Annotated in this window: 19 protein-coding genes and 1 riboswitch; of the genes, 15 read left to right on the top strand and 4 right to left on the bottom strand. The window is 51.1% G+C overall.

Going from position 1 to position 21339, the window contains the following annotated elements; translation table 11 throughout:
• Positions 1–20 precede the first annotated feature (20 nt).
• Positions 21–1043, bottom strand: coding sequence for a zinc-binding alcohol dehydrogenase family protein (locus ABID13_RS08035; protein ID WP_048929065.1), 1023 nt, complete (start codon positions 1041–1043; stop codon positions 21–23).
• A 260-nt stretch (positions 1044–1303) separates the two neighbouring features.
• Here ABID13_RS08035 and ABID13_RS08030 point away from each other — a divergent pair, with 260 nt between their 5' ends.
• Positions 1304–2914, top strand: a complete 1611-nt coding sequence (locus ABID13_RS08030) for a mannitol dehydrogenase family protein (RefSeq protein WP_007861792.1) — start codon at positions 1304–1306, stop codon at positions 2912–2914.
• Between the two features lie 182 nt (positions 2915–3096).
• Here the strand turns inward: ABID13_RS08030 and ABID13_RS08025 are convergent, their stop codons facing one another.
• On the bottom strand, positions 3097–4023 hold the full coding sequence (locus ABID13_RS08025) for a helix-turn-helix domain-containing protein (protein WP_007861790.1): 927 nt from the start codon (positions 4021–4023) through the stop codon (positions 3097–3099).
• A gap of 166 nt (positions 4024–4189) precedes the next feature.
• On the opposite strand from ABID13_RS08025, the gene ABID13_RS08020 reads away from it, so the two are divergent.
• The 7 genes from ABID13_RS08020 to ABID13_RS07990 all read left to right on the top strand — a co-directional run bounded on the left by ABID13_RS08020 (position 4190) and on the right by ABID13_RS07990 (position 13525).
• Positions 4190–5110 (top strand): dihydrodipicolinate synthase family protein, encoded by a 921-nt coding sequence (locus ABID13_RS08020; protein WP_007861788.1) that lies wholly within the window; start codon positions 4190–4192, stop codon positions 5108–5110.
• Positions 5111–5149: 39 nt separating this feature from the next.
• Entirely contained in the window at positions 5150–6253 is a 1104-nt protein-coding gene (locus tag ABID13_RS08015; RefSeq protein WP_048929064.1) for a sialic acid TRAP transporter substrate-binding protein SiaP, read from the top strand.
• 83 nt (positions 6254–6336) lie between these two features.
• On the top strand, positions 6337–6834 hold the full coding sequence (locus ABID13_RS08010; protein ID WP_007861784.1) for a TRAP transporter small permease: 498 nt from the start codon (positions 6337–6339) through the stop codon (positions 6832–6834).
• A gap of 1 nt (position 6835) precedes the next feature.
• On the top strand, positions 6836–8122 hold the full coding sequence (locus ABID13_RS08005) for a TRAP transporter large permease (protein WP_048929063.1): 1287 nt from the start codon (positions 6836–6838) through the stop codon (positions 8120–8122).
• 43 nt (positions 8123–8165) lie between these two features.
• Complete coding sequence (locus ABID13_RS08000; RefSeq protein ID WP_082173771.1) at positions 8166–11258, top strand: glycosyl hydrolase; 3093 nt, start codon at positions 8166–8168, stop codon at positions 11256–11258.
• Position 11259: 1 nt separating this feature from the next.
• The gene (locus ABID13_RS07995; protein WP_048929062.1) at positions 11260–11718 is read left to right on the top strand and encodes a NanQ anomerase/TabA/YiaL family protein; all 459 of its coding nucleotides are present in this window, start codon (positions 11260–11262) and stop codon (positions 11716–11718) included.
• 13 nt (positions 11719–11731) lie between these two features.
• Complete coding sequence (locus ABID13_RS07990; protein WP_045092991.1) at positions 11732–13525, top strand: L-fucose isomerase; 1794 nt, start codon at positions 11732–11734, stop codon at positions 13523–13525.
• Between the two features lie 4 nt (positions 13526–13529).
• On the opposite strand, the gene ABID13_RS07985 is transcribed toward ABID13_RS07990, so the two are convergent.
• A complete protein-coding gene (locus ABID13_RS07985; protein WP_007861773.1) occupies positions 13530–14321 on the bottom strand; it encodes a creatininase family protein in 792 nt (263 codons plus the stop codon).
• A gap of 39 nt (positions 14322–14360) precedes the next feature.
• On the bottom strand, positions 14361–14978 hold the full coding sequence (locus ABID13_RS07980) for an ECF transporter S component (protein WP_048929061.1): 618 nt from the start codon (positions 14976–14978) through the stop codon (positions 14361–14363).
• Between the two features lie 194 nt (positions 14979–15172).
• Positions 15173–15290, bottom strand: a riboswitch (FMN riboswitch).
• A gap of 214 nt (positions 15291–15504) precedes the next feature.
• Between ABID13_RS07980 and ABID13_RS07975 the strand changes: the two genes are divergently transcribed.
• From ABID13_RS07975 to ABID13_RS07945, 7 genes are all read left to right on the top strand, one after another.
• Positions 15505–16176 carry an aspartate/glutamate racemase family protein gene (locus ABID13_RS07975; RefSeq protein ID WP_048929060.1) on the top strand — a complete coding sequence of 224 codons (672 nt, stop codon included), beginning with the start codon at positions 15505–15507 and terminating at the stop codon, positions 16174–16176.
• Between the two features lie 49 nt (positions 16177–16225).
• Positions 16226–17245, top strand: a complete 1020-nt coding sequence (locus tag ABID13_RS07970) for a DctP family TRAP transporter solute-binding subunit (RefSeq protein WP_007861756.1) — start codon at positions 16226–16228, stop codon at positions 17243–17245.
• A gap of 14 nt (positions 17246–17259) precedes the next feature.
• Positions 17260–17742: a TRAP transporter small permease gene (locus tag ABID13_RS07965; protein ID WP_007861755.1), complete on the top strand. Its 483-nt coding sequence runs from the start codon at positions 17260–17262 to the stop codon at positions 17740–17742.
• A gap of 1 nt (position 17743) precedes the next feature.
• Positions 17744–19015 (top strand): TRAP transporter large permease, encoded by a 1272-nt coding sequence (locus ABID13_RS07960; protein ID WP_048929059.1) that lies wholly within the window; start codon positions 17744–17746, stop codon positions 19013–19015.
• A 167-nt stretch (positions 19016–19182) separates the two neighbouring features.
• Positions 19183–19923 carry a FadR/GntR family transcriptional regulator gene (locus ABID13_RS07955; RefSeq protein ID WP_007861753.1) on the top strand — a complete coding sequence of 247 codons (741 nt, stop codon included), beginning with the start codon at positions 19183–19185 and terminating at the stop codon, positions 19921–19923.
• A 179-nt stretch (positions 19924–20102) separates the two neighbouring features.
• Positions 20103–20456 (top strand): cupin domain-containing protein, encoded by a 354-nt coding sequence (locus tag ABID13_RS07950; protein WP_007861752.1) that lies wholly within the window; start codon positions 20103–20105, stop codon positions 20454–20456.
• A 70-nt stretch (positions 20457–20526) separates the two neighbouring features.
• Positions 20527–21339 (top strand): beta-keto acid cleavage family enzyme, encoded by an 813-nt coding sequence (locus ABID13_RS07945; protein ID WP_045092988.1) that lies wholly within the window; start codon positions 20527–20529, stop codon positions 21337–21339.

Below are 21339 nucleotides of genomic sequence, written 5' to 3'. Positions count from 1 at the left end.
TCTGGTTCATTTCCATTATTTTAAAAATCAAAGGTCAGTACGATCTTGCGGATGGATGGGTCGTGGCTGTCCACAAAGTCAAACGCTTCCTGGGCTTTGGTCAGGGGGAAGGTGTGGGAGATGGAGTTTGTAAGGTCCAGCTTGCCCTCATTTACCAGCTCAATGGCTTTGCCGAACATTTTGTTCTGAAGCCTGGAGCCCCTAACGTCCAGCTCTTTGGAGGTGACCAGGAACTGGTTGATCTCTGTGGGAGCAGTGGAAAAGCCCATGGTCATAACGCGGCCCGCATTGCCTGTGGCCTGGAGCAGATTGATCAGGGAATCCTTGTTGCACACCGCATCGATGGATACAGTGGCGCCGTGGCCATAGGTGTATTCCTTTACTTTTTCGATCAGGTTTTCCTTCAGCACGTTGATGGTGTGGGTGGCTCCGTTGGCCTTTGCCGCTTCCAGCTTATCATCCACCACATCGGCAACAATGATGTGGTCGCAGAGAAGGCGTGCGATCTTTAAGATAGAGCTGCCCAGGGCGCCGGAACCATAGATCAGCAGCAGGTCGTCCTTTTCAAGATCCGCTCTGGTGCAGGACTGGATACCGATGGTGGTGGGCTCGATCATGACAGCATCCTGGTCGGACAGGGATTCAGGAAGGATATAACAGTCTGATTCCGGAACAGCAATATATTCCCTGTAACCGCCGTCAATATGCACGCCCCGTACAGCCAGGCTGTCACATACATTTCCTCTGCCGATCTTACAGGGGTAGCAGTGCCCGCAGCTGGTGACCTGATTGATGATAACCCTGTCGCCTACTTTCAGGTTGGCTACGCCAGGGCCCGCTTCCTCGACCCTGCCCACCATCTCATGACCAATGATCCTGGGGTAAGTGGCTGCCGCGTTGGTCCCGTGATAAATACCCACATCGGAACCGCAGATCCCTGCAGCGGTCATCTTAACAAGAACATTGTCCTTTTCTGTGATCACGGGCTTTTCAATGTCGATCAGCTTTAATTCATTGGGTTTCACAATCTGTACGGCTTTCATAATCATTCTCCTTTAATTCATTGATTTTCTGTGTTATTGTATCACATCAACTACCATACAAGTATACTAATACCCCTTGACGGAATTGTCAATGGCGGAAAATAAAATGGAAAAATATGAGCGTTTTTCATAAAAATACATAATAAATATTGTGAAAAATTACATATTGAAAATAAAGCTTCCATATACTACCATACTAGTGAGACTTGCTTTATTTGTAATCTATCAATATTCTTATTTCAAAAGGAAAGGGTAATCAGATGAAACTAACATTGGAAGGATTAAAAGACAAGAGTTTGTGGGAAGCAGCCGGTATCGGACTTCCTAAATACGATACCCGTGCAGTGGCGGAAGAGACAAAGCAGGCGCCTGTGTGGGTGCACTTTGGAGCAGGGAACATTTTCCGTATATTTATCGGCGGACTGGCGGACAGGCTGATCGAGAGCGGGGAGAGCAGCAAGGGCATCACCTGCGTGGAAACCTTTGATTTTGATGTGATTGATCAGATATATAAGCCCTACGACAACCTGGTGCTGGCAGTTACCTTAAAGGCTGACGGTTCCACGGACAAGAAGGTCATCGGATCTCTTACCGAGGCCCTGAAGGCCCAGTCAGGGGTGAAAGAGGAGTGGGACCGTTTAAAGGAGATTTTTATCAATCCGGTGCTTCAGATGATCTCCTTTACCATAACGGAAAAGGGCTATGCCCTGAAGGGATCGGACGGAACTTATTTCCCATTTATACAGGCGGACATTGACAATGGTCCGGACAAGGCCGTATCTGCCATGGCAGTTGTATGCGCTCTCTTATATGAGAGATATAAGGCATGCAAGGCTCCGCTGGCAGTGGTATCCATGGATAACTGCTCCCACAATGGTGAGAAGCTTCAAAGCTCCATCCTTACCATGGCAAAGGAATGGAACCAGAAGGGATATGTGGAGGACGGATTCATTGCCTATCTCTCTGATGAGAACCAGGTTTCCTTCCCCTGGTCCATGATCGATAAGATCACCCCACGCCCCGCGGATTCCGTATGCGCTGAGTTGGAGAAGGCCGGTGTGGAGGATATGGCCCCGGTCATCACCTCCAAGAAGACTTATATTGCTCCATTTGTAAACGCAGAGGGACCTCAGTACCTGGTGATCGAGGACAAGTTCCCCAATGGCAGGCCTGCCCTGGAAAAGGCCGGCGTATATATGACTGACAGGGATACGGTCAACAAGGTGGAGCGGATGAAGGTAACCACCTGCCTGAACCCTCTTCACACAGCTCTGGCCGTATACGGCTGCGTGCTGGGATATACCTTGATCGCGGATGAGATGAAGGATGAGCAGCTGAACAGGCTGGTCCATGAGATCGGTCCGGTGGAGGGAATGCCTGTTGTGACAGACCCCGGCATCCTGTCCCCTGAAGACTTTGTAAATGAAGTCATCAATGTGAGGATCCCCAACCCCTTTATGCCTGATACGCCACAGAGGATCGCCACTGACACCTCACAAAAGGTTGGGATCCGCTATGGCGAGACCATCAAGGCTTATGTTGAAAAGTATGGCGATGCAAAGAAGCTGAAGGCCATTCCCCTGGCCCTTGCGGGCTGGTGCAGGTATCTGCTGGCAGTGGATGATGAGGGCAATGCATTTGAGCTTTCAGCCGATCCCATGGTGCCTGAGCTGACAGCTGCGTTAAAGGGAATCCAGGTTGGAACGCCTGAGTCCTACACGGGACAGTTAAAGCCCATCCTTTCCAATGCCAATATCTTTGGAATCGACCTTTATGAGGCCGGCATCGGCGAGACGGTGGAGGCAATGTTCCAGGAGGAGATTGCAGGCCCGGGGGCTGTGAGAGCCACACTTAAGAAGTATGTTGGATAGTTTCAGATACCATAGGGAAATATTATAGGCATACACCATAAGGAAATCAGTCCGAGGGGCTTGCCCCTCGAACCCTAAAACAAAAATTAGTTTGTCTGCATTCTGCGGTCCGGGCGTTCTGCCGGGCCGTTTTTTTGCCGTTTCTTCCTTTTATATTATTGCTGCACTTTCCATACCACGTTTTACAGTGTATGTTTGGAGGCATAGTTTTGCAGATAAGAGTTAAAATTCTTTCTATATTCCATTGGATTACAGTTTAACAGCTTTTTGAAAACTGAGGAAAAATAATTGCTGGAGGAAAAGCCCAGTTCGTAAGCCAGCTTTGTGATCTGGATATCGCTGGTTTCCAGCATGTGCTTGGCCTGTTCCATTTTCTGGAGCAGGATATATTCATTGGGGGTGATGCCCACCTCCTCCTTAAATTTTGTCTTAAACCTGGACAGGGAATAGCCTGAGGCTTCAGCCAGTTCCTGAAGGGACAGGGACCTGCTGATGTTTTCCCGGATGTAATCAATGGATTGCTGGATGTTAGGGTTAAAGGGATGGATCGCTCCTTTTTCCACTGGAAGCATATAGCACAGATTGGAGAGGAAACAGCTTAAAAATAAAACCCCGTTTCTCACATCCTGTATATTTTCACTGGAAAATAAGTTGAAGGCCATGCGTATGAGCTGGATTTCGGTGGTTGACATCTGCAGATGGCGGTGCTTGATGGAAAGCAGATAGTCACAGAGAGCGTTGCTGTACTCCTTGTTCAGACAGAGAAGGTTATTGCGCTCCTTCATATCGATCTGGAACGCGTAGAACTCACAGGGCATCTGGGGCAGGTTGCCGTTCCCATGGAGTTCATAGGGGAAGGTGATAAAGGCTTCGTTTCCGGTGATGGTGTAGGAGACACGTCCATCCATCTGTTCTAAAAAGGAAATCCTCTTTCCTTTGATCATACAGTGGATTTCCCATATATCCGAGTGGTAATGGGTGGGGCTTGGGGGGATGGATGAATTCATACGCCAGTGGGCAAAGTTCGCCAGGCCTGGAATATGATGCTTTTCCCGTGTTATGACCTGCTTATGCTTCTGCCAGCAGTAATCATCAAAAATTTCAGGCATTGTTGGGACCCTCCTTTGCTTTAGTGAGACTATTTCTGAAAACACAATAAGAGTTTGATCCAGTTCACAAAAAGTATGAAATAGTACTAGATATTATATTGGATGCAATTCAAACCTAAAAACATTATACTATGTCTGACATAAAAAATCAAAATGGAGGAATGAGATGAAAGAAATAGCAAGTGGCGTATGGCCGGTCATGATCACGCCTTTCACTGCCGACAACAAGGTTGATTATGATGCGGTCCTGAGGATCATCCAGTGGTATGAGAGGATGAATGTAACAGGAATTTTCGCGGTTTGCCAGTCCAGCGAGATGTTTTTCCTGGATAAGGAGGAGCGGTTAGAGCTGGCAAGGTTTGTGATCCGTAATACACCAAAGCATATGGGTGTCATTGCCTCCGGACATGTGGCTGAAAAGATGGAGGATCAGGTTCGGGAAGCCCAGGCGATCATTGATGCGGGGGCGGAGTCTTATGTGTTTATCTCAAACCAGTTTGCAAAGGAGGGGGAGAGTGAGGACATAGCAAAAAAGAACATTGAATATCTGCTGGACCATGTTGAGGCTGACAGCTTTGGGGTTTACGAATGCCCGGCCCCCTATAAGCGCCTGCTCTCCCCTGAATTATTAAGGTGGTGCGCTCAGACAGGAAAATTTGCGTTCTTAAAGGATACATGCTGTGACCTGAAACAGCTGAAGGCAAAGTGTGAGGCAGTAAAGGGAACCGCTCTTAAGATCTTTAACGCCAATGCGGCAACCCTGTTGGAAAGCCTGAAAATGGGGTGCGCAGGATATTCTGGAGTCATGGCCAACTTCCATGGGGATCTGTATGCATGGATGTGCAGCAATTACCATAAGGAACCGGAGCGGGCAAAGGAGCTCATGGATTTCCTGGGAGCCGCCTCCATGGTGGAGTGCCAGGTTTACCCTGTCAACTGTAAGTATCACATGCAGCTGGAGGGCGTGGATATGAGCCTGGTGACCCGATCAAAGGATGCATCCCTTCTGACAGAGAGCAAGAGGATGGAGATTGAACAGTTTCATGCCATTACACAGGTGTACAGGAACAGGTTTTTTGGAGTATAAGTCACGTTAACAATGGAAATGTATAGGAGGATTACATTTATGAAGAAGAGATTGATAGCAATGGTACTTTCAGCATCACTGGCAGCAGGCGCTTTAACAGGCTGCTCAGGCAGTTCAGGAAAAGAGACAGCACCGGCCCAGGCGCCGGCGGCTGATGCGTCAAAGGAATCAGAGGGACAAGCCGGTTCCCAGGGGACGGCGGACGCCTCGGCGGATCCGTCCGTGGATCTGATCTTTACCTCAGTGTCCGTGACAGGCGATTCCCATACCATTGCCATGACGGCATTTGCAGAAAAGGTAAAGGAACTGTCCGGAGGCTCCGTCACCTGTAAAACATACTCAGACGGTACTCTGTTCTCATCTGAGAATGAATTTGATGCCCTGCTGTCCGGGGATGCGGATCTGGCCTACATATCCTTCCCCACACTGGCCACACAGTCGGGACTGGAATGGTGCTCCATGGTGGCGTCAGGGTATTTCTGGAGCTCCTATGACCATATGACCAATACGCTGAACGGAGAGCTTGGGGAGGAGGTCTTTGGAAACATCCAGAGCCAGATCAACTGTATCCCAATGTCCGCTTTTTATCTGGGAAGCCGTGTGGTGAATACAAGAAATAAAGAGATCAACACCTACGAGGATATGAGCGGGATACTGCTCAGGATGCCCAACTCCGAGACTTGGCTGAACCTGGGCGAGGCCCTGGGAGCCAACCCCACCCCTCTTTCCTTTTCCGAACTGTATACCGCGCTGCAGACAGGCGCAGTGGATGCCCAGGAGAATCCCCTTCCCACGGATGTCAGCGCCGCGTTCTATGAGGTGGCGCCCTATATAGCCATCACCAATCATGTGATCGATTCCATTCTTCCCTGTATCAATACGGATACCTGGAACAGCATGACCGATGCACAGAAGGCAGCGGTGACAGAGGCCATGGAATACGCAAGAAGCGTAAATGATGATGCCAGGATTGAGGAGGAGGAAAAGGACATTGCCTTCCTTGAGGAAAAGGGCTGTACCATCACATACCCTGACCTGGTGGAGTTTAAGGAAAAGGTTCAGGCTTACTATACAAACCATCCGGAACAGACGGAAACATGGGATATGGATCTGTATGACAGGATCCAGGCAATGGCCAACTAGGAAGCTGTGCTGATTTCTGACCATGTGCTGATAGGCAGGGAGTAGGCCATACCTATTCCCTGTTTGTGAAAGGAGGATTTATTTTGGATAACTTGAAAAAGGCGGGAAAAGCCGTGGTGGATTTCATGGGGATCGTTGTGCCCAGCATATCGTTTATAATGATATTCATCACATTTATGATCTCCATCTGTTCCAGGTATTTTTTCAGAAGCGCGGTGACCTGGAGTTATGAAGTGTCCGTTCTGGGATATATGTGGACCATGTTTTTCGGCGTGGGTAAGGCAATTGAAGCGGACGAACACGTAGTGTTTGGACTGGTCTACGATACATTAAAGCCTTTTGGGCAATTCATGTGCAAAATGGTCTATAACATTTTCCTGCTGGCCCTTCTGCTGTTTTGTTTTGTCCCGTGCGTACAGGCCCTGCTGGGCAGGCAGATGGTGACAGGAGTGCTTAAACTGCCCTACACGGTGGTATTCGCTCCCTTTGTGTACATGCTGGCAGAGGTGATCGTGCGCACTGTCATCAATATCGTAAAAACCGTAAAGGATTATAAGCAGATCAAGGAAGGGGCGGCATAAAATGAATATTCCTATTATCATGTTATTTGTTGTACTTGCAGTTTGTTTCATTATCCGTATGCCGGTATCATTTTCCATGCTTGCAGCGTCAATTACCTATTATCTGCTTGCGGCGCCTGATAAGGTGGGGCAGGTATTTACCGTCATAACCGGAAATATGTTTTCCAATTATACCATGCTGGCGGCTCCCCTGTTTATCTTTATGGCCAATGTGCTTAACGAGGGGGAGGTCACCGACAAACTGTTTTCATTCTGCAACGGCCTGCTGGGGCGCCTGAAGGGCGGTACGGCCCAGGTCAACGTATTTATCTCCCTTATCTTCTCGGGAATGACAGGATCGGCCATAGCGGATGCTTCCGGCATCGGCCTGATGGAGATCGAGCAGATGAAAAAAGAGGGGTATGACCCGGAGTTCAGCTGCGCCATTACCGCGGCGTCCGCCACCATCGGACCCATTTTCCCGCCGTCCATTCCCATGGTCATTTACGCCATGCTGTCCGGGGCATCGGTGGGCAAGCTTTTTATGGGAGGCATGGTTCCGGGGGTACTGCTGGCAGTTTTACTGATGATCTATGTGGCATACATTTCCCACAAGCGCAATTATCCTGCCGGTGTGGTGATGACCCTGCGCCAGTTTGGGAAAGCCACCATTATTGCGTTTCCGGCCCTGTTTACAGTTATCCTTCTTCTGGGAGGCATCTATACAGGCGTGTGCACACCCACGGAAGCCGGCGCCATCGCCTCCGCCTACGCCCTTCTTATCTCCCTGCTGATCTACCGTACCCTTGGTCTTAAGAAACTGATTGGTATCATCAGGAAATCCGCTGCCAATACAGCTGCCCTGGCGCTTTTGTGCGGAACCTCCATGCTGTTCTCCTATATCATTTCACTGGAGCAGGTTCCGGCAGCTGTGGCAACGGTTGTTACAGGAATCACGGACAACAAATACATTTTCCTGTTTGTGGTCAACATTGTATTTTTGCTCCTGGGCTGTGTGCTGGATGTGAGTACGATCCAGCTGGTATTTGTCCCCATGGTGCTTCCGCTGGTCAAGGCGTTTGGGATCGACCTGGTCCACTTTGGCGTTGTGATCTGCCTGAATATGATGATCGGGCTATCCACCCCGCCCTTTGGCATGCTGCTGTTTATTGTAGCCGGACTGGGGAAAACCAGGATCGCCGGTGTCATAAGGGAGATCCTGCCCATGGTGCTGATCATGATCGGATTGCTGTTCCTTGTGACCTATGTACCCGATATCATACTGTTTATTCCAAATACATTTATGTAAATGGACAGATGTTTGGAAATAAAGCCTGGGAGGCATAACGCAGATGAAGATAGCAGACTTACATACGCTCCTGGCTCAATGGGAACATCCGGACAAAGAGTTCAGGAGCGCCCCCTTTTGGGGGTGGAACGCCTTCCTTGACCGGGAGAATCTGGAGTTTCAGATCGGTGAGATGAAGAAAGAAGGAATGGGCGGTTTCTTTGTCCATTCCAGAGAGGGGCTGGAGACCCCATACCTCTCCGGGGAATGGATGGATGCGCTGGCACTGTGCGTGGACAAGGCATCGGAGGAGGATCTGGAGGTCTGGATCTATGATGAGGATAAGTGGCCCTCCGGTTCTGCCGGGGGAATGGTCAGCCGCAGGAATCCGGACCAATACGCCGCCAAGGGACTTACCCTGGAGATCCTGCCCCCGGAGATCCTGCCCTGTAAAGAGGCCGGAAGCCTGGGGCTTTCCGGGGAAGAAGCAGCTGTGGACGGGAAGATCCTGGGAATCTATGACAACGTGGTGGAGGGGATGGTCCTGGTCCTGAGGATGGAGCGTTCCGGCGCCAGCGAATGGTACAACGGATACGCCCCCACGGATAACCTGAACCCCCAGGCGGTGAGTGAATTTATGCAAATGACCCACGGCCGGTATAAGCAGCGGTTTGGAGCAGAATTTGGAAAACGGATCAAAGGTTTTTTCACAGACGAGCCCAACTGCTGTGATTTTTTCAGTGTATTTACAAAGGGACGGCCCTGGCTTGTGTGGACGGAAGATTTCCCCCGGGTATTTGAGGAAAAAAGGGGTTACAGCCCCATGGAATATCTGCCCTATCTGTTTATAGAAGGCAAGGAGAGCAGCAGGATCCGCCACGATTACTGGCGCACGGTCACGGAGCTTTTCTCCGAGAGTTACATGAAGCAGCTGTATCAGTGGTGCGATGAAAACAGCCTGTCCATGACAGGGCATGTGCTGTATGAAAATGATCTGGGCTATAACATCCGGGTCTGCGGCGCGGCCATGCCTTTGTACCGGTTCATGCATTGCCCGGGGATCGATATCCTGGGGGAACAGACCCGGGAGTATCTCACCGTAAAGCAGTGCACCAGTGTGGCGAACCAATATGGACGCACCATGGTTCTCTCAGAGACTTATGGCTGTACGGGGTGGGAGTTCACCTTCGAGGGTCAGAAGTGGCTGGGAGACTGGCAGTTTGTAATGGGAGTGACCAGAAGGTGCCAGCATCTGGCCCAGTATTCCATCACAGGATGCAGGAAAAGGGATTATCCTCCTGTGTTTAACTACCAGACAACCTGGTGGGAGCACAACCATCTGATGGAAACATATTTTGCCCGCCTGTCCGCATGTGTCACCACGGGGGAGGTGGTAAGGCATGTTTTGGTAGTTCATCCCATTACCTCGCTGTGGACCATGTGTAAAAGCAGCCCGGAGGAGGATCTGGACCACATAGAGATGAATATGGGATGGCTGGACAGCCATATTACGGATCTGAACCGCTTGGGTGAGGAGTATAACCGGCTGGCAAACATGCTGTTGGGAGCCCACTGGGATTTTGATTTTGGAGATGAGATCATCCTGGGGGAAAATGCATCGGTTGACAACAAAATGCTGCGGGTGGGCATCCGCAGGTATGACACAGTGGTGGTGCCCGGGGTTTTGTCCCTGTTTAAGACCACAGTGGATCTTTTGGAAGAATTTGTAAAGGCGGGAGGCCGTCTCATCTGGGTGGGAGCATTTCCGCGCATGATTGAGGGAAGGCCCGGCTGTCTGGCGGAACATGTATTTGGAAACGCGCCCATTTTCAGGTGCACATCCTTTGAAGAACTGTTAGGAGTACTGGAACAGGTACAGCCCAGGGAAGTGCGGGTGGAAAAAAAGGAGGGCGGGGAGGATACGCAGATCCTTACCATGCTGAGGAAAACAGAGGACGGATACCTGGTGTTTGCGGTCAATCATGACCGGGAGGGGGAACATCCCGTCACGTTTTCCTTATCAGTCCGGGGGAAAGTGGAAGTGTTAGATTTATGGACCGGGGAAAAGTGGGAAAAAGAGGTGGAACGATCCGGCGCCGGCATGGCGTTTGTGGATACATTCCGCCCCGCCTTGAGCAGGATCTATCTGATCCATACCAAAGAAGCGCCCAAAGAGGGGAAACAGGCATTTCCATACCGCCATCCCCATTATACGGATCCTGTTTTTGCCGCACTGGGGCCGGAGGCGGCGTTTTCCCGGACCGCTCCCAATGTACTGACCCTGGACCGTTGCCGCTATTGCCTGGACCATGGAGAGTGGTCGGATGAAATGGAGGTGTGGCAGGCCCAGCGCCGGATCAGGGAACAGCTTAACATGCAGCAGGTATATTACAACGGAGCGCCCCAAAGATACATGTGGATCAATGATCCCTGCAAAACGGACGGTACTGCATTTGCCCTGCGGTTTGAGTTTTCAGTGGAAGCCCTGCCGGAAACGGTATGTTATGGGGTGATCGAAAAGCCGGAGGGCTATTTGGTAACCTGCAACGGTATGGGATGTGAATTGGCAGACGGATATTTTATGGACCGTGATATGAAAAAGATTCGGCTGAATGGATTAAAAACCGGAAAAAACATCCTTGAGATAACCGGGAAATACAGCCGGAAGGTGGAACTGGAGGACAGCTATATCATAGGTGATTTTGGTGTGAATCCACAGAGAGCCATTACCGCAGAACCGGAACGGATCCATTTTGGAGACTGGTGTTTCCAGGGATATTACCATTATGCAGGCAGCATGGTCTACCATTTTGACCTGCCGGGGAAAATGAAAGACAGCAAACGGATCATACTCCATCTGGGCCAATACAGGGGAACACTGGCAGGAATATTGGTAAACGGTAAAAAGGCAGGATATCTCATGGGCAAGTGCTACAGGGATCTGGATATCACGGATCATCTGGAGGAAAAGGAAAACCATCTGGATATTGAGGTGGTGGGAAGCCCCAGAAACATGTTTGGTCCTTTCCATCAGGCATACACCGGCTGCACCAGGATCAGCTGGAAGGATTTCCGGACAGAAGGAATGTACCACTGCAGCGGCTATGTGCTGGAACCCTACGGGCTGATGGAACAAATAACATTATATGAGGTGTAAGATGGTGACTGATAAGATTGAAAACCTGGGAAGCTATCCGCAGCTTGAAAAATACCAAAAGGAAATTGAGGAGTTTATCAAAGCGCTGGATATGCAGGAGTTGGAGGAAGGACGGTATGTGCTGAGGGAGGACACACTCATTGCCCTTATCCAGAAGTACCATACCAGGGACAAGGATTCTTCACGCATGGAATCACATAAAAAATACGCGGACCTGCAGTATATCCACAAAGGGGAAGAGATGATCTATACGGACCGTGTGGAGGAGCTGGTGCTTGCGGAGGACCGTACTCCGGAGGAAGACATCCTCTTTTATGAACCCAGAAGGGACAGCGGTGCGGATGTCTTAAAAAGCGGAATGTTCGGATACTACGAACCCCAGGACGCCCATATGCCCTGCATAACGTATCTGAACAGCTGTGATGTGGTAAAGGTGGTATTTAAAATTAAAATGATCTAAAGGAGGATATGTAATGTCGGAAAAGAGATTGATAGGAGATTACCCGGTGATCGGCATCCGTCCCATCATAGATGCCAGAAAGGGGATTCTGGATGTGAGGGGCTCCCTTGAGGGACAGACCATGGCAATGGCCCAGGCGGCAAAGCAGCTGCTGGAAACGAATTTAAAATATACGGACGGCAGTCCGGTGAGAGTGATCATTGCGGACCAGACCATTGGACGTGTGGCGGAGAGCGCTGCATGTGCGGAGAAGTTCAAAAAGGAAGGGGTGGATATTACCCTTTCCGTAACCCCCTGCTGGTGTTACGGGTCCGAGACCATGGATATGGACCCCATGACGATCAAAGGTGTGTGGGGCCTGAATGCCACAGAGCGCCCCGGGGCCGTTTATCTGGCCTCTGTGCTGGCCGGATACGGGAGAAAGGGGCTGCCCGCTTTTGGAATCTATGGGAAGGATGTACAGGACGCGGATGACACAGAGATCCCAAGGGACGTGCAGGAGAAGCTTCTGCGTTTCGGACGTGCCGCAGTGGCCGCAGCCACCATGAGAGGAAAATCCTACCTGCAGATCGGCGCTGCCTGCATGGGTATTTCCGGTTCCGCCATTGACCCTGACTTTTTTGAGGAATATCTGGGTATGAGGGTGGAATCCGTGGATGAGGTAGAGGTGCTGCGCCGGATCGAACTGGAGATCTACGATCAGAAGGAATATGAGAAGGCCCTGGCATGGACCAAGGAAAAGTGCCCGGAAGGGTTTGACAAGAATCCGGAACATGCAAGGCATACCAGGGAGCAGAAGGAGAAAAACTGGGAATTTACAGTGAAATGCGCCCTGGTGATCAAGGATCTGATGAACGGAAACAAAAGACTTGCACAGGGCTGTTCAGAGGAGATGCTGGGCCACAATGCACTGGCAGCCGGTTTTCAGGGGCAGAGGCAGTGGACGGATTATCTTCCCAATACGGATTTCCCGGAAGCGATCCTCAACTCCTCCTTTGACTGGAACGGAGCCCGCGAACCGTATATCCTGGCCACAGAAAATGATACGTTAAACGGGGCCAGTATGCTGTTCTTAAAACTTCTGACAAACCGCGCCCAGATGTTTGCCGATGTGCGCACCTGCTGGTCGGGGGATGGGGTCAGACGGGTTACGGGATATGAACTGGAAGGACATGCAAAGGAGGCTGACGGTTTCATCCATCTGATCAATTCCGGGGCCTGCTGTCTGGATGCATGCGCAGAGGCAAGGGATGGATCGGGAAAACCGGTGATCAAACCTTTCTGGGAAATGTCAAAGGAGGACGTGGATGCCTGCCTGAAGGCCACAACCTGGTGTGAGGCGGATCTGGGATACTTCCGGGGAGGAGGCTATTCTTCACGCTTTGAGACTAAATGCGAGATGCCTATGACCATGATCCGGCTGAACATAATAAAAGGGATCGGTCCGGTGGTACAGATTGCAGAAGGATGGAGCGTGGAGCTTCCAAAAGAGGTTTCGGATGTGATATGGAAACGGACGGATTACACCTGGCCCTGTACCTGGTTTGCACCCAGGACAACACCGGCGGGCGTCTTTAAAAGCGCCTATGATGTGATGAATAACTGGGGAGCCAACCATGGCGCCATCAGCTATGGCCATGTGGGAGCGGACGTCATTTCCCTCTGCTCCATGCTGCGCATTCCTGTATGCATGCACAATGTGCCGGAGGAAACCATATTCCGTCCCGCATGCTGGAACGCATACGGGATGGATAAAGAGGGGCAGGATTTCAGGGCCTGCGCCGCTTACGGGCCATTATACAAATAACAGATCAGTTTTTCCAGTTTCGGATCTCCAGCAGGCCGGGCACCAGAACATTGGCGCTGGTCTGCAGGATGATCCTTCCTTTTTCAGCTGTGGCACCGGAGGGATCGCCCCCAATGCCGATGGGTTTTCCCTCCGCTGTTTTCCAGTCCTCCGATACCCAGCCGATGGATACGGGGCCATAGGGCTGCAGGGACTGATTGTCTTTAAAGGCTGCCGGAATGCCTGGTTCTGAGGTCTCAAGCTTTACAAGGGACGGGTCCACGGCCATGACCATGGAAGTCTCCATCTCGCCGCCATGGAAATCCCATATATTTCCTTCCGAAACGGTGGCCTTTACGTCAGGATGGCTGAAGGCACCGGAGGACAGGATAAAGGGGGAGATTCCCAGTTCACTTCTCAGCTCGCGGCTCAGAACCTGTGCAATGGGGGCATTTCCTCCATGGCAGACAAGGAGGGCCAGTTTTTTGAAGCCATGGTGGGCCAGGCTGGCGCATATGTCATACAGCATGTGGTAGTAGGTATCCGGCTTTAAGGTGACGGAACCGCAGAAATTCCTGTGCTCAGTGCTGAGCCCCACGGGGATGACCGGGAATATGAGCATGGGGAAGTCCGGGTCCTGGGCTTCCAACGCCTTTTTCAGATACTCCGTCATTGCCTGGGCAATGATGTCATCCGTGCCCAGGGGAGCCTGGTTCCCGTGCTGTTCCAGGGCGCCCAGGGGGATGAGGACAATGGTCTCCTCCCTGTCAATTTGTTCCATCTCAAGTCTTGTAAGTTCACTGTAATTTCTAATCATATTCTGCAACATCCTCCTGAACATCCATTCCCATTCGCTCTAGTGCTGGTTCGCCGGTTTCAGGGCCGGATAGACAGCCTTCAGACGGTTATACAGCAGATATCCCACAAAATAATTTAACCCCAGCTTCAGGATATTAAAGGGGATGGTGGCCATGACAATGAAGGTGGTCAGGTTGGTGATGGCCGGGTTTACGGAAGCCACCATGGAAACCACGCTGTCAAGGGATACACCCATTGCCTTTGCGTACAGGGGCAGGGTGATGAATGCGTTGCAGAAACAGGCAAAGGCGGTCCTCACAACAATACTGGCAGCCAGTCCTGTGACGGCAGCTTTGCGGCTTTTGCCCATCTTGTTGTATACCACCCATAATGGAAGGACAAACAGGGCCACTCCGATCAGGTTGGACAGTTCGCCCACGTACATGGAATTTGTTCCCACGGTTATAAGCTTAATAAGGATCTTGATGATCTCCACCCAGGCGGCGGAAGCAGGGCCGAACATGAACAGGGCCATGATGGATGGGACATCGCTGAAATCCACCTTGTAAAAAGGCGGCATCAGGGGAACGGAAAATTCCAGGGACATGAGGGCGCCTGCTATGGCTGCCAGCATGCCGGTGTAGATCAGTTTCTGAATACTCCACTTTGATTTCATAACATAACCTCCTTAAATTCAATATCAGATGTTTTGCAATGAAACAAGTCCTTTGGTAAAACCTTGTTAAACCGTTGGATCATAAAGCTGCGCGGCACGTCTTTACATCAAAAAAACCCAGAGCCATAGGGGCCTGGGAGTCATAAACAATTCAATATAAATAACGGCATATGCTTCATTATCCATATGAATTCAATCGCCTTCTCTCATCCAGACTATACTGTCGGTTTTGGAATCTCACCAAATCAACCGCCTAAGCGGGTCGCGGACTATACCGCCGGTAGGGAATCACACCCTGCCCCGAAGAACTTATTCATTTGCTTATTTTAGCGTAGCACAAATGGCCTCGGAAGTCAATGGGGTTACAGGGAGTTCGTTTGGAAAAACTGCACAATTTTCTTTTTGTAATGATGTGCAGAATCACTGTTTACAACCAACGTAGGATGTAGTATATTAATGACATGAAACATAGAACGTAGGATGTAGGATATATAGAAAAAAGGACAGGGATCAAAGGAGGATCATCATGAAAGTGGCATTGGTTTACACAAGTACAACACCTGAACTGATTGAGCTGGTGGAAAAGGAAGTAGGGGCAGCGCTCCCGGCGGATACGGAGGTTGCAAGCTATCAAGACCCCTCCATTCTGGCGGAAGTCAGGGATGCGGGTTATGTGACGGCCCCTCCCGCAGCCCGGCTGGTGGGGATGTATATGAAGGCGGTTACGGAGGGAGCGGACGCGGTCCTGAACCTGTGTTCATCCGTGGGAGAAGTGGCGGATGCGGCCCAGGATATCGGCAGGTTTACAGGTATCCCCATTGTCCGAGTGGATGAGGAGATGTGCAGGGAGGCGGTGAGGCAGGGCAGAAGGATCGGCGTTATGGCCACCCTTCCAACCACATTAAACCCAACCAAGAATACCATACTGCGGGTTGCCAGGGAGATGAACCGCCGGGTGGAGCTGGTGGATGCACTGGTGGACGGGGCGTTCGGCCTTGACCAGGAGCAGTTTAAGACCCTGATGAGCCGGTATGCAGGGGAGATCGCGGACCAGGTGGATGTGATCCTCTTTGCCCAGGGGTCCATGGCATACTGTGAAGAGTATATTCATGAAAAGTATGGTAAAGTAGTACTATCCAGTCCCAGGTTTGGGGCGGCCGCTTTAAAAGATGCGCTTGTGAGAAAGGGATTGCTGTAAGGGGCCGGAATGCGGTCTTTAAGTGCTCGTAACGAAAGGAGAGGGAAGCATGTTTAAAAGGTTAAAAAGGACAGCTGCAGTCATATGCGCCGCAGCCCTGATCTGCTCCATGACAGCCTGCGGCTCGGCCCAGGACAAGAAAGTGGTACTTCATTTTACACACACCCAAAGCCCGGGATCCATCAGCGACCTGACAGCCCAGGAGTTTAAGCGGTTGGTGCAGGAGAAAAGCAACGGACGGATCGAGGTTAACATATATTCCAACTGCGGCCTTTCAGGCGGCGACCTGACAAAGGCCATTGAACTGGTACAGGCGGGCAATATCGACATCCATTCCTGCGCGCCGCCTAATATTGCCAACTATGATAAGAAGTTTTACTCCTTCTGGCTCCCCTTCCTGTTTCCCAACTCAGATGACCTGCTGGCTTTCTGCCACAGTGAGAAGGTCTATCAGGTGGTAAACGGGTGGTGCAACGACCTGGAGATGGAGATGCTGGGGATCAACAACGCAGGTTCCAGACAGATTTCCAACAGCAAAAAAGAGATCACAAAACCGGAAGATTTAAAGGGGATGAACATCCGTGTGCCGGGCGCCAATATTTTCATTGATCTTTACAGGAATTATTTTGGGGCAAACCCCACGGCCATGGATTTCTCAGAAGTATATACCTCCCTTCAGCAAAAGACCATTGACGGACAGGAGAATCCCATTGCCGTGTTTGATTCCTCCAAGTTTGCGGAAGTTCAGCAGTATGTAACTTTGTGGGACGGTGTCAGGGATACCACCATCTGGGTGATGAGCCAGAGGACCATGGAGAAGCTGTCGCCGGAGGACCAGGCCCTGGTAAAAGAGTGTGCAACAGAGGCCCTGGACTGGGGGAATGAGTACCTGGCGCAAAACGAGGAGGCCATTATCCAGAAACTGAGGGACGGCGGGACAACCATCACAGCGCTGACGGATGAACAGAAGGCGGAGTTCCAGAAAGCCTGCGCCGGCATTTATGATGATTACGCCCAGTCAGTGGGACAGGATGTGATCGATCTGTTCACCGGCGGTTACAAAGAATAACGAGGAGGAACGTTATGAAGGAAAAAGGCTTATTAAAGGATTTCTGGGAGAACTTTGAGGAATACCTGTGCTCCGCTGCACTGCTTATCATGACCCTGGTTACGTTTATGAATGTATTTTCCAGAAAGATCTCCTGGTTTAACATGTCATTTACCCAGGAACTGGTGACCACCATGTTTGTGTGGGTGTGCTGCCTGGCAGCTGCCAGTGTGTTTAAGACAGATTCCCATATGGGGTTTAATTATCTCACAGATAAGTTTCAGGGCGCGGCCCGAAGAACTTACCGTATGTGCCGGCTTTTGCTGTGTACGGCCAATTATGGGATTTGGATCATATGGGGAATCCAGATGGTTTACAGGCAGTATCATTACAATCTGCTGACCGGCGTCCTGGAGATGCCCCAGTGGACCATCGGGATCGCCATTCCCCTGTCGGCCGTGTGTTCCATTATCCGTATGGTACAGTATGAGATCAGGTTAGCAAAGGAGGGAGAATAGTATGTCAGCAGCAATTCTTTTTGGTTCCATGGCAGTGATGATCGTCCTTGGCATTCCCATTGCCATTGTGCTGGGAGTATCCAGCGCCCTCACCCTCCTGTTCTCGGGAGCGCCCTTGGGGGTGATTCCGTCCATGATGCAGGCCACAGTGCAGAAGTTTTCCCTCCTTACCATCCCTTTGTTTGTGCTTGCGGGGGCGATCATGGATAAAGGCGGCATTTCCAAGCGCCTGATCAACCTGGCAGACAGCATCATCGGGCCGGTTCACGGTGGACTTGGGTACGTGGCAGTGGTGGCAGCCCTGTTCTTTGCAGCCATATCCGGCTCCGGTACGGCCACGGTTGCTGCCATGGGTTCCATCCTGATACCGGCCATGGTAAAGCAGGGGTATGACGCAGGATTTTCCAGCGCCCTTTCCGCCATATCCGGCTCCCTGGGAACCGTGATCCCGCCCAGCATCACTTTTATCATCTATGGCATGATCACCGGTGAATCCATAGGGGATCTGTTCCTTTCCGGTATTGTTCCGGGACTGATATTCGGATTTGTACTCTGTATCATGGTCTTTATCCAGTCCAAAAAGCATGGGTGGAAGGGCGAGACAAAGAGGGCGTCCGCCAAGGAGATCGGAAGGCTGTTTTTAGACACGGTGTGGGGGCTGTTAAGCCCGGTCATTGTACTGGGAGGCATCTATTCAGGGCTGTTTACACCCACCGAGGCAGCGGCCGTTGCCGTTGTGTACAGCCTGATCGTGGGGATCTTTGTCTATAAGGAACTGCGCTTTAAGGAACTGAAGGAGACGCTGTTCTCAACCGCCAAGACAACGGGCATGATCCTTCTGATCATCATGAACGCAGGTATCTTCTCCTGGGTACTGACCCAGCAGGGCATAGCCGCTAACCTTACGGAGATGGCCCTGGCCCTTACGGATAACAAGTATATTATGCTGTTTATCATCAATATTGTGTTCCTGTGTGCCGGCTGCGTAATGGACAACACCAGCGCCCTTTATATCCTGGTCCCCATCATCATGCCCATTGCCAAGGCTCTGGATATCAACATGATCCAGCTGGGCGTGATCCTGGTGCTGAACCTGTCCATCGGCCAGGTGACACCTCCCGTGGGGCCAAACCTGTATGTGGCCGCGGACATCGGAAAGGTGAAATTCGAGGTGATCTGCCGGAAAATGGTGCCGTTGCTGCTGATGTCGCTGATCGCCCTGTTTGCCATCACATACATACCGGCGCTGAGTCTCTGCCTGATTCCTTCATAACAGTATTTTAACGTAAGATTGCGCTGAACCAACATATGATGTATACTTATGGATAAGTGGGCCGCCCGGCCGGTTAGCAGGGAAGCTTACCGGACCAGGACGGTATACATCCCGCGTAAGCGGCCGCAGCAGGCAGGCTGACGCGTTTGCAGCAAAGGAGGTTCAGCATGGAGAAAACCAGTTTTTTAAAGGAAGCTGTCGGAGGACAGTCGGTTGTAAATAAGATTGTAGATAACATTACCAATGCTATTATAAATGGGGAACTTAACCCGGGAGATAAGATCCCCACAGAGGCAGAATTGTCGGAGTCCATGGGAGTGGGAAGAAATTCGGTCAGGGAAGCCATTAAGGTGCTGGAGGCTTACGGCGTGGTACATATCAAGCGGGCGGAAGGTACTTTTGTGAGCCAGGAGTATGACAGTAAGATGATCTATCCCGTACTGTACGGGATCATTTTACAAAAGGATTCCACCAAGCAGATCGTGGAGCTGCGCAAAGTAATTGACGTGGGGCTTCTTCAGCTGGCCGTGGACAAATTAAAGTCCAGGGAACTGGAAAAGTCCCAGATGGAAGCCATCGAACATGCCATGGAGGAGCTGGAGCGCCAGGCCCATATGGATATGCCCCAGGTGAAGAACCTGTTTGAGGCGGATGTGCAGTTCCATATGGCCATTGTGGGGATTACGGAGAATGTGATGCTCCAGTCCATCTGCAATTACGTGGATAAGATCACACGCCGTTCCCGCATGTCTACCATAGACCAGATATTCCAGGCAGGGGATGTTGAGAACTTTCTGGATATGCACCGCAGGATCGTAAAGCTTTTGCAGGACAGGGATGCCGCGGGGATCTACGGGATCGTGGAGGAGCATTACCAGTACTGGGCAAAAGTAAAAGATGAATCGTGAATGATCGTGAATGGTAACAGCATGGCAATGCACCGGGTCTGAGACAGTGGGGCGCCGGCTGGCGGTTGCTGCAAAGGATGACTGTGGGCGTGAAAGTCGCTGTGAAGGTCGGTAATGCAGCAGCCGCTTTTTATTTACCAGGATAGAAACAAAATGAAAATGAAACTTGGAGGCAGGATATGATATACAGAAAAAAATGTGAACTGGAAACAGTCCCCATAGAGGGATGCATGGGCGGCAAGGGAACCGTCAAAATGGAAAAGCTTCTCTGCGCACCGGAAGAAATGATGGGAAAGGGAAGGGCCTATGTGCGTCACACCTTAAACCCGGGTGTTTCCATTGGGATGCACACCCATGAAGGCGAGATGGAGACCATGGTGATTATCAGCGGAAAGGCGGTGCACACGGTCAACGGGCAGGAGCAGCATCTGGAGGCCGGGGATATGATCGCGGCCCAGCCGGGGGATACCCATGGGATCGCCCAGGAGGGAACGGAGCCTCTGGTACTCATTGCACAGGTCCTTTACGCCTAGACCAGAGAACAGAGGGCATAGAGAAAGGCATGAACGCTATAAATGATGTAAAAGGATAGGGAGAATGACCATGAAAGATATGGAACAAAAGGTCCTTGTAAACGTTGCCCCGGTGGCGGCCACGGACAAGGTGATCATACCGGAAAAGATTGCAGAAGATGTATATGAATGCTATAAGGCAGGGGCCGCCATGGTGCACCTGCATGTGAGGGACAGGGAGGGGAACCTGACCAAGGATATGACATTGCTGGAAGAGACACTGGCCATGATAAGAAGGGATTCGGATATTGTGATCGAGGTGTCCACAGGCGGTGTTTCTGACCTGACCATTGAGGAGCGGTGTGCCCCGCTGTACTCTGGCCTTGTGGAGGCGTGCTCCCTGAATGTGGGCTCCACCAACCTGGGAAAGGCCGTTTACTGCAATCCCATGGATGATGTGGAATACTGCGTCAGGGAAATGCTGAAACAGAAAAAGACGCCTGAGGTGGAGACCTTTGAGATCGGACATACCTGGGCCATGACGCAGCTGATGAAAAAATATGAGTTTGCGGACCCGGTACTGTTCAGTGTTGTGCTGGGGCATGAGGGGGAAGCGCCCGCCACCCCGCAGGCATTGGCAGCCATGATCCAGATGATCCCCGCAGGCACGATCTGGGGCATCACACAGGCAAACCGAAGGGATTTTTCCCTTTTGGCCGGAGCAGTCGGAATGGGGGCCAAGACGGTGAGGATCGGCTTTGAGGACAGCAATTATCTGAATGCCGTAACGCAGGCGGATACCAATGCGCCCCTTGTTGCAAAGACGGTGCGGATGTTGCGGGCCATGGATAAGGAACCCATGACGCCTGGTGAAGCCAGGGAGTTTTTTGGTATAGGAAGATAG

The sequence above is a fragment of the Enterocloster citroniae genome (genome assembly GCF_040545455.1).
Lineage (GTDB): Bacteria > Bacillota > Clostridia > Lachnospirales > Lachnospiraceae > Enterocloster > Enterocloster citroniae.
This window is presented reverse-complemented; position numbering and strand designations above follow the sequence as displayed.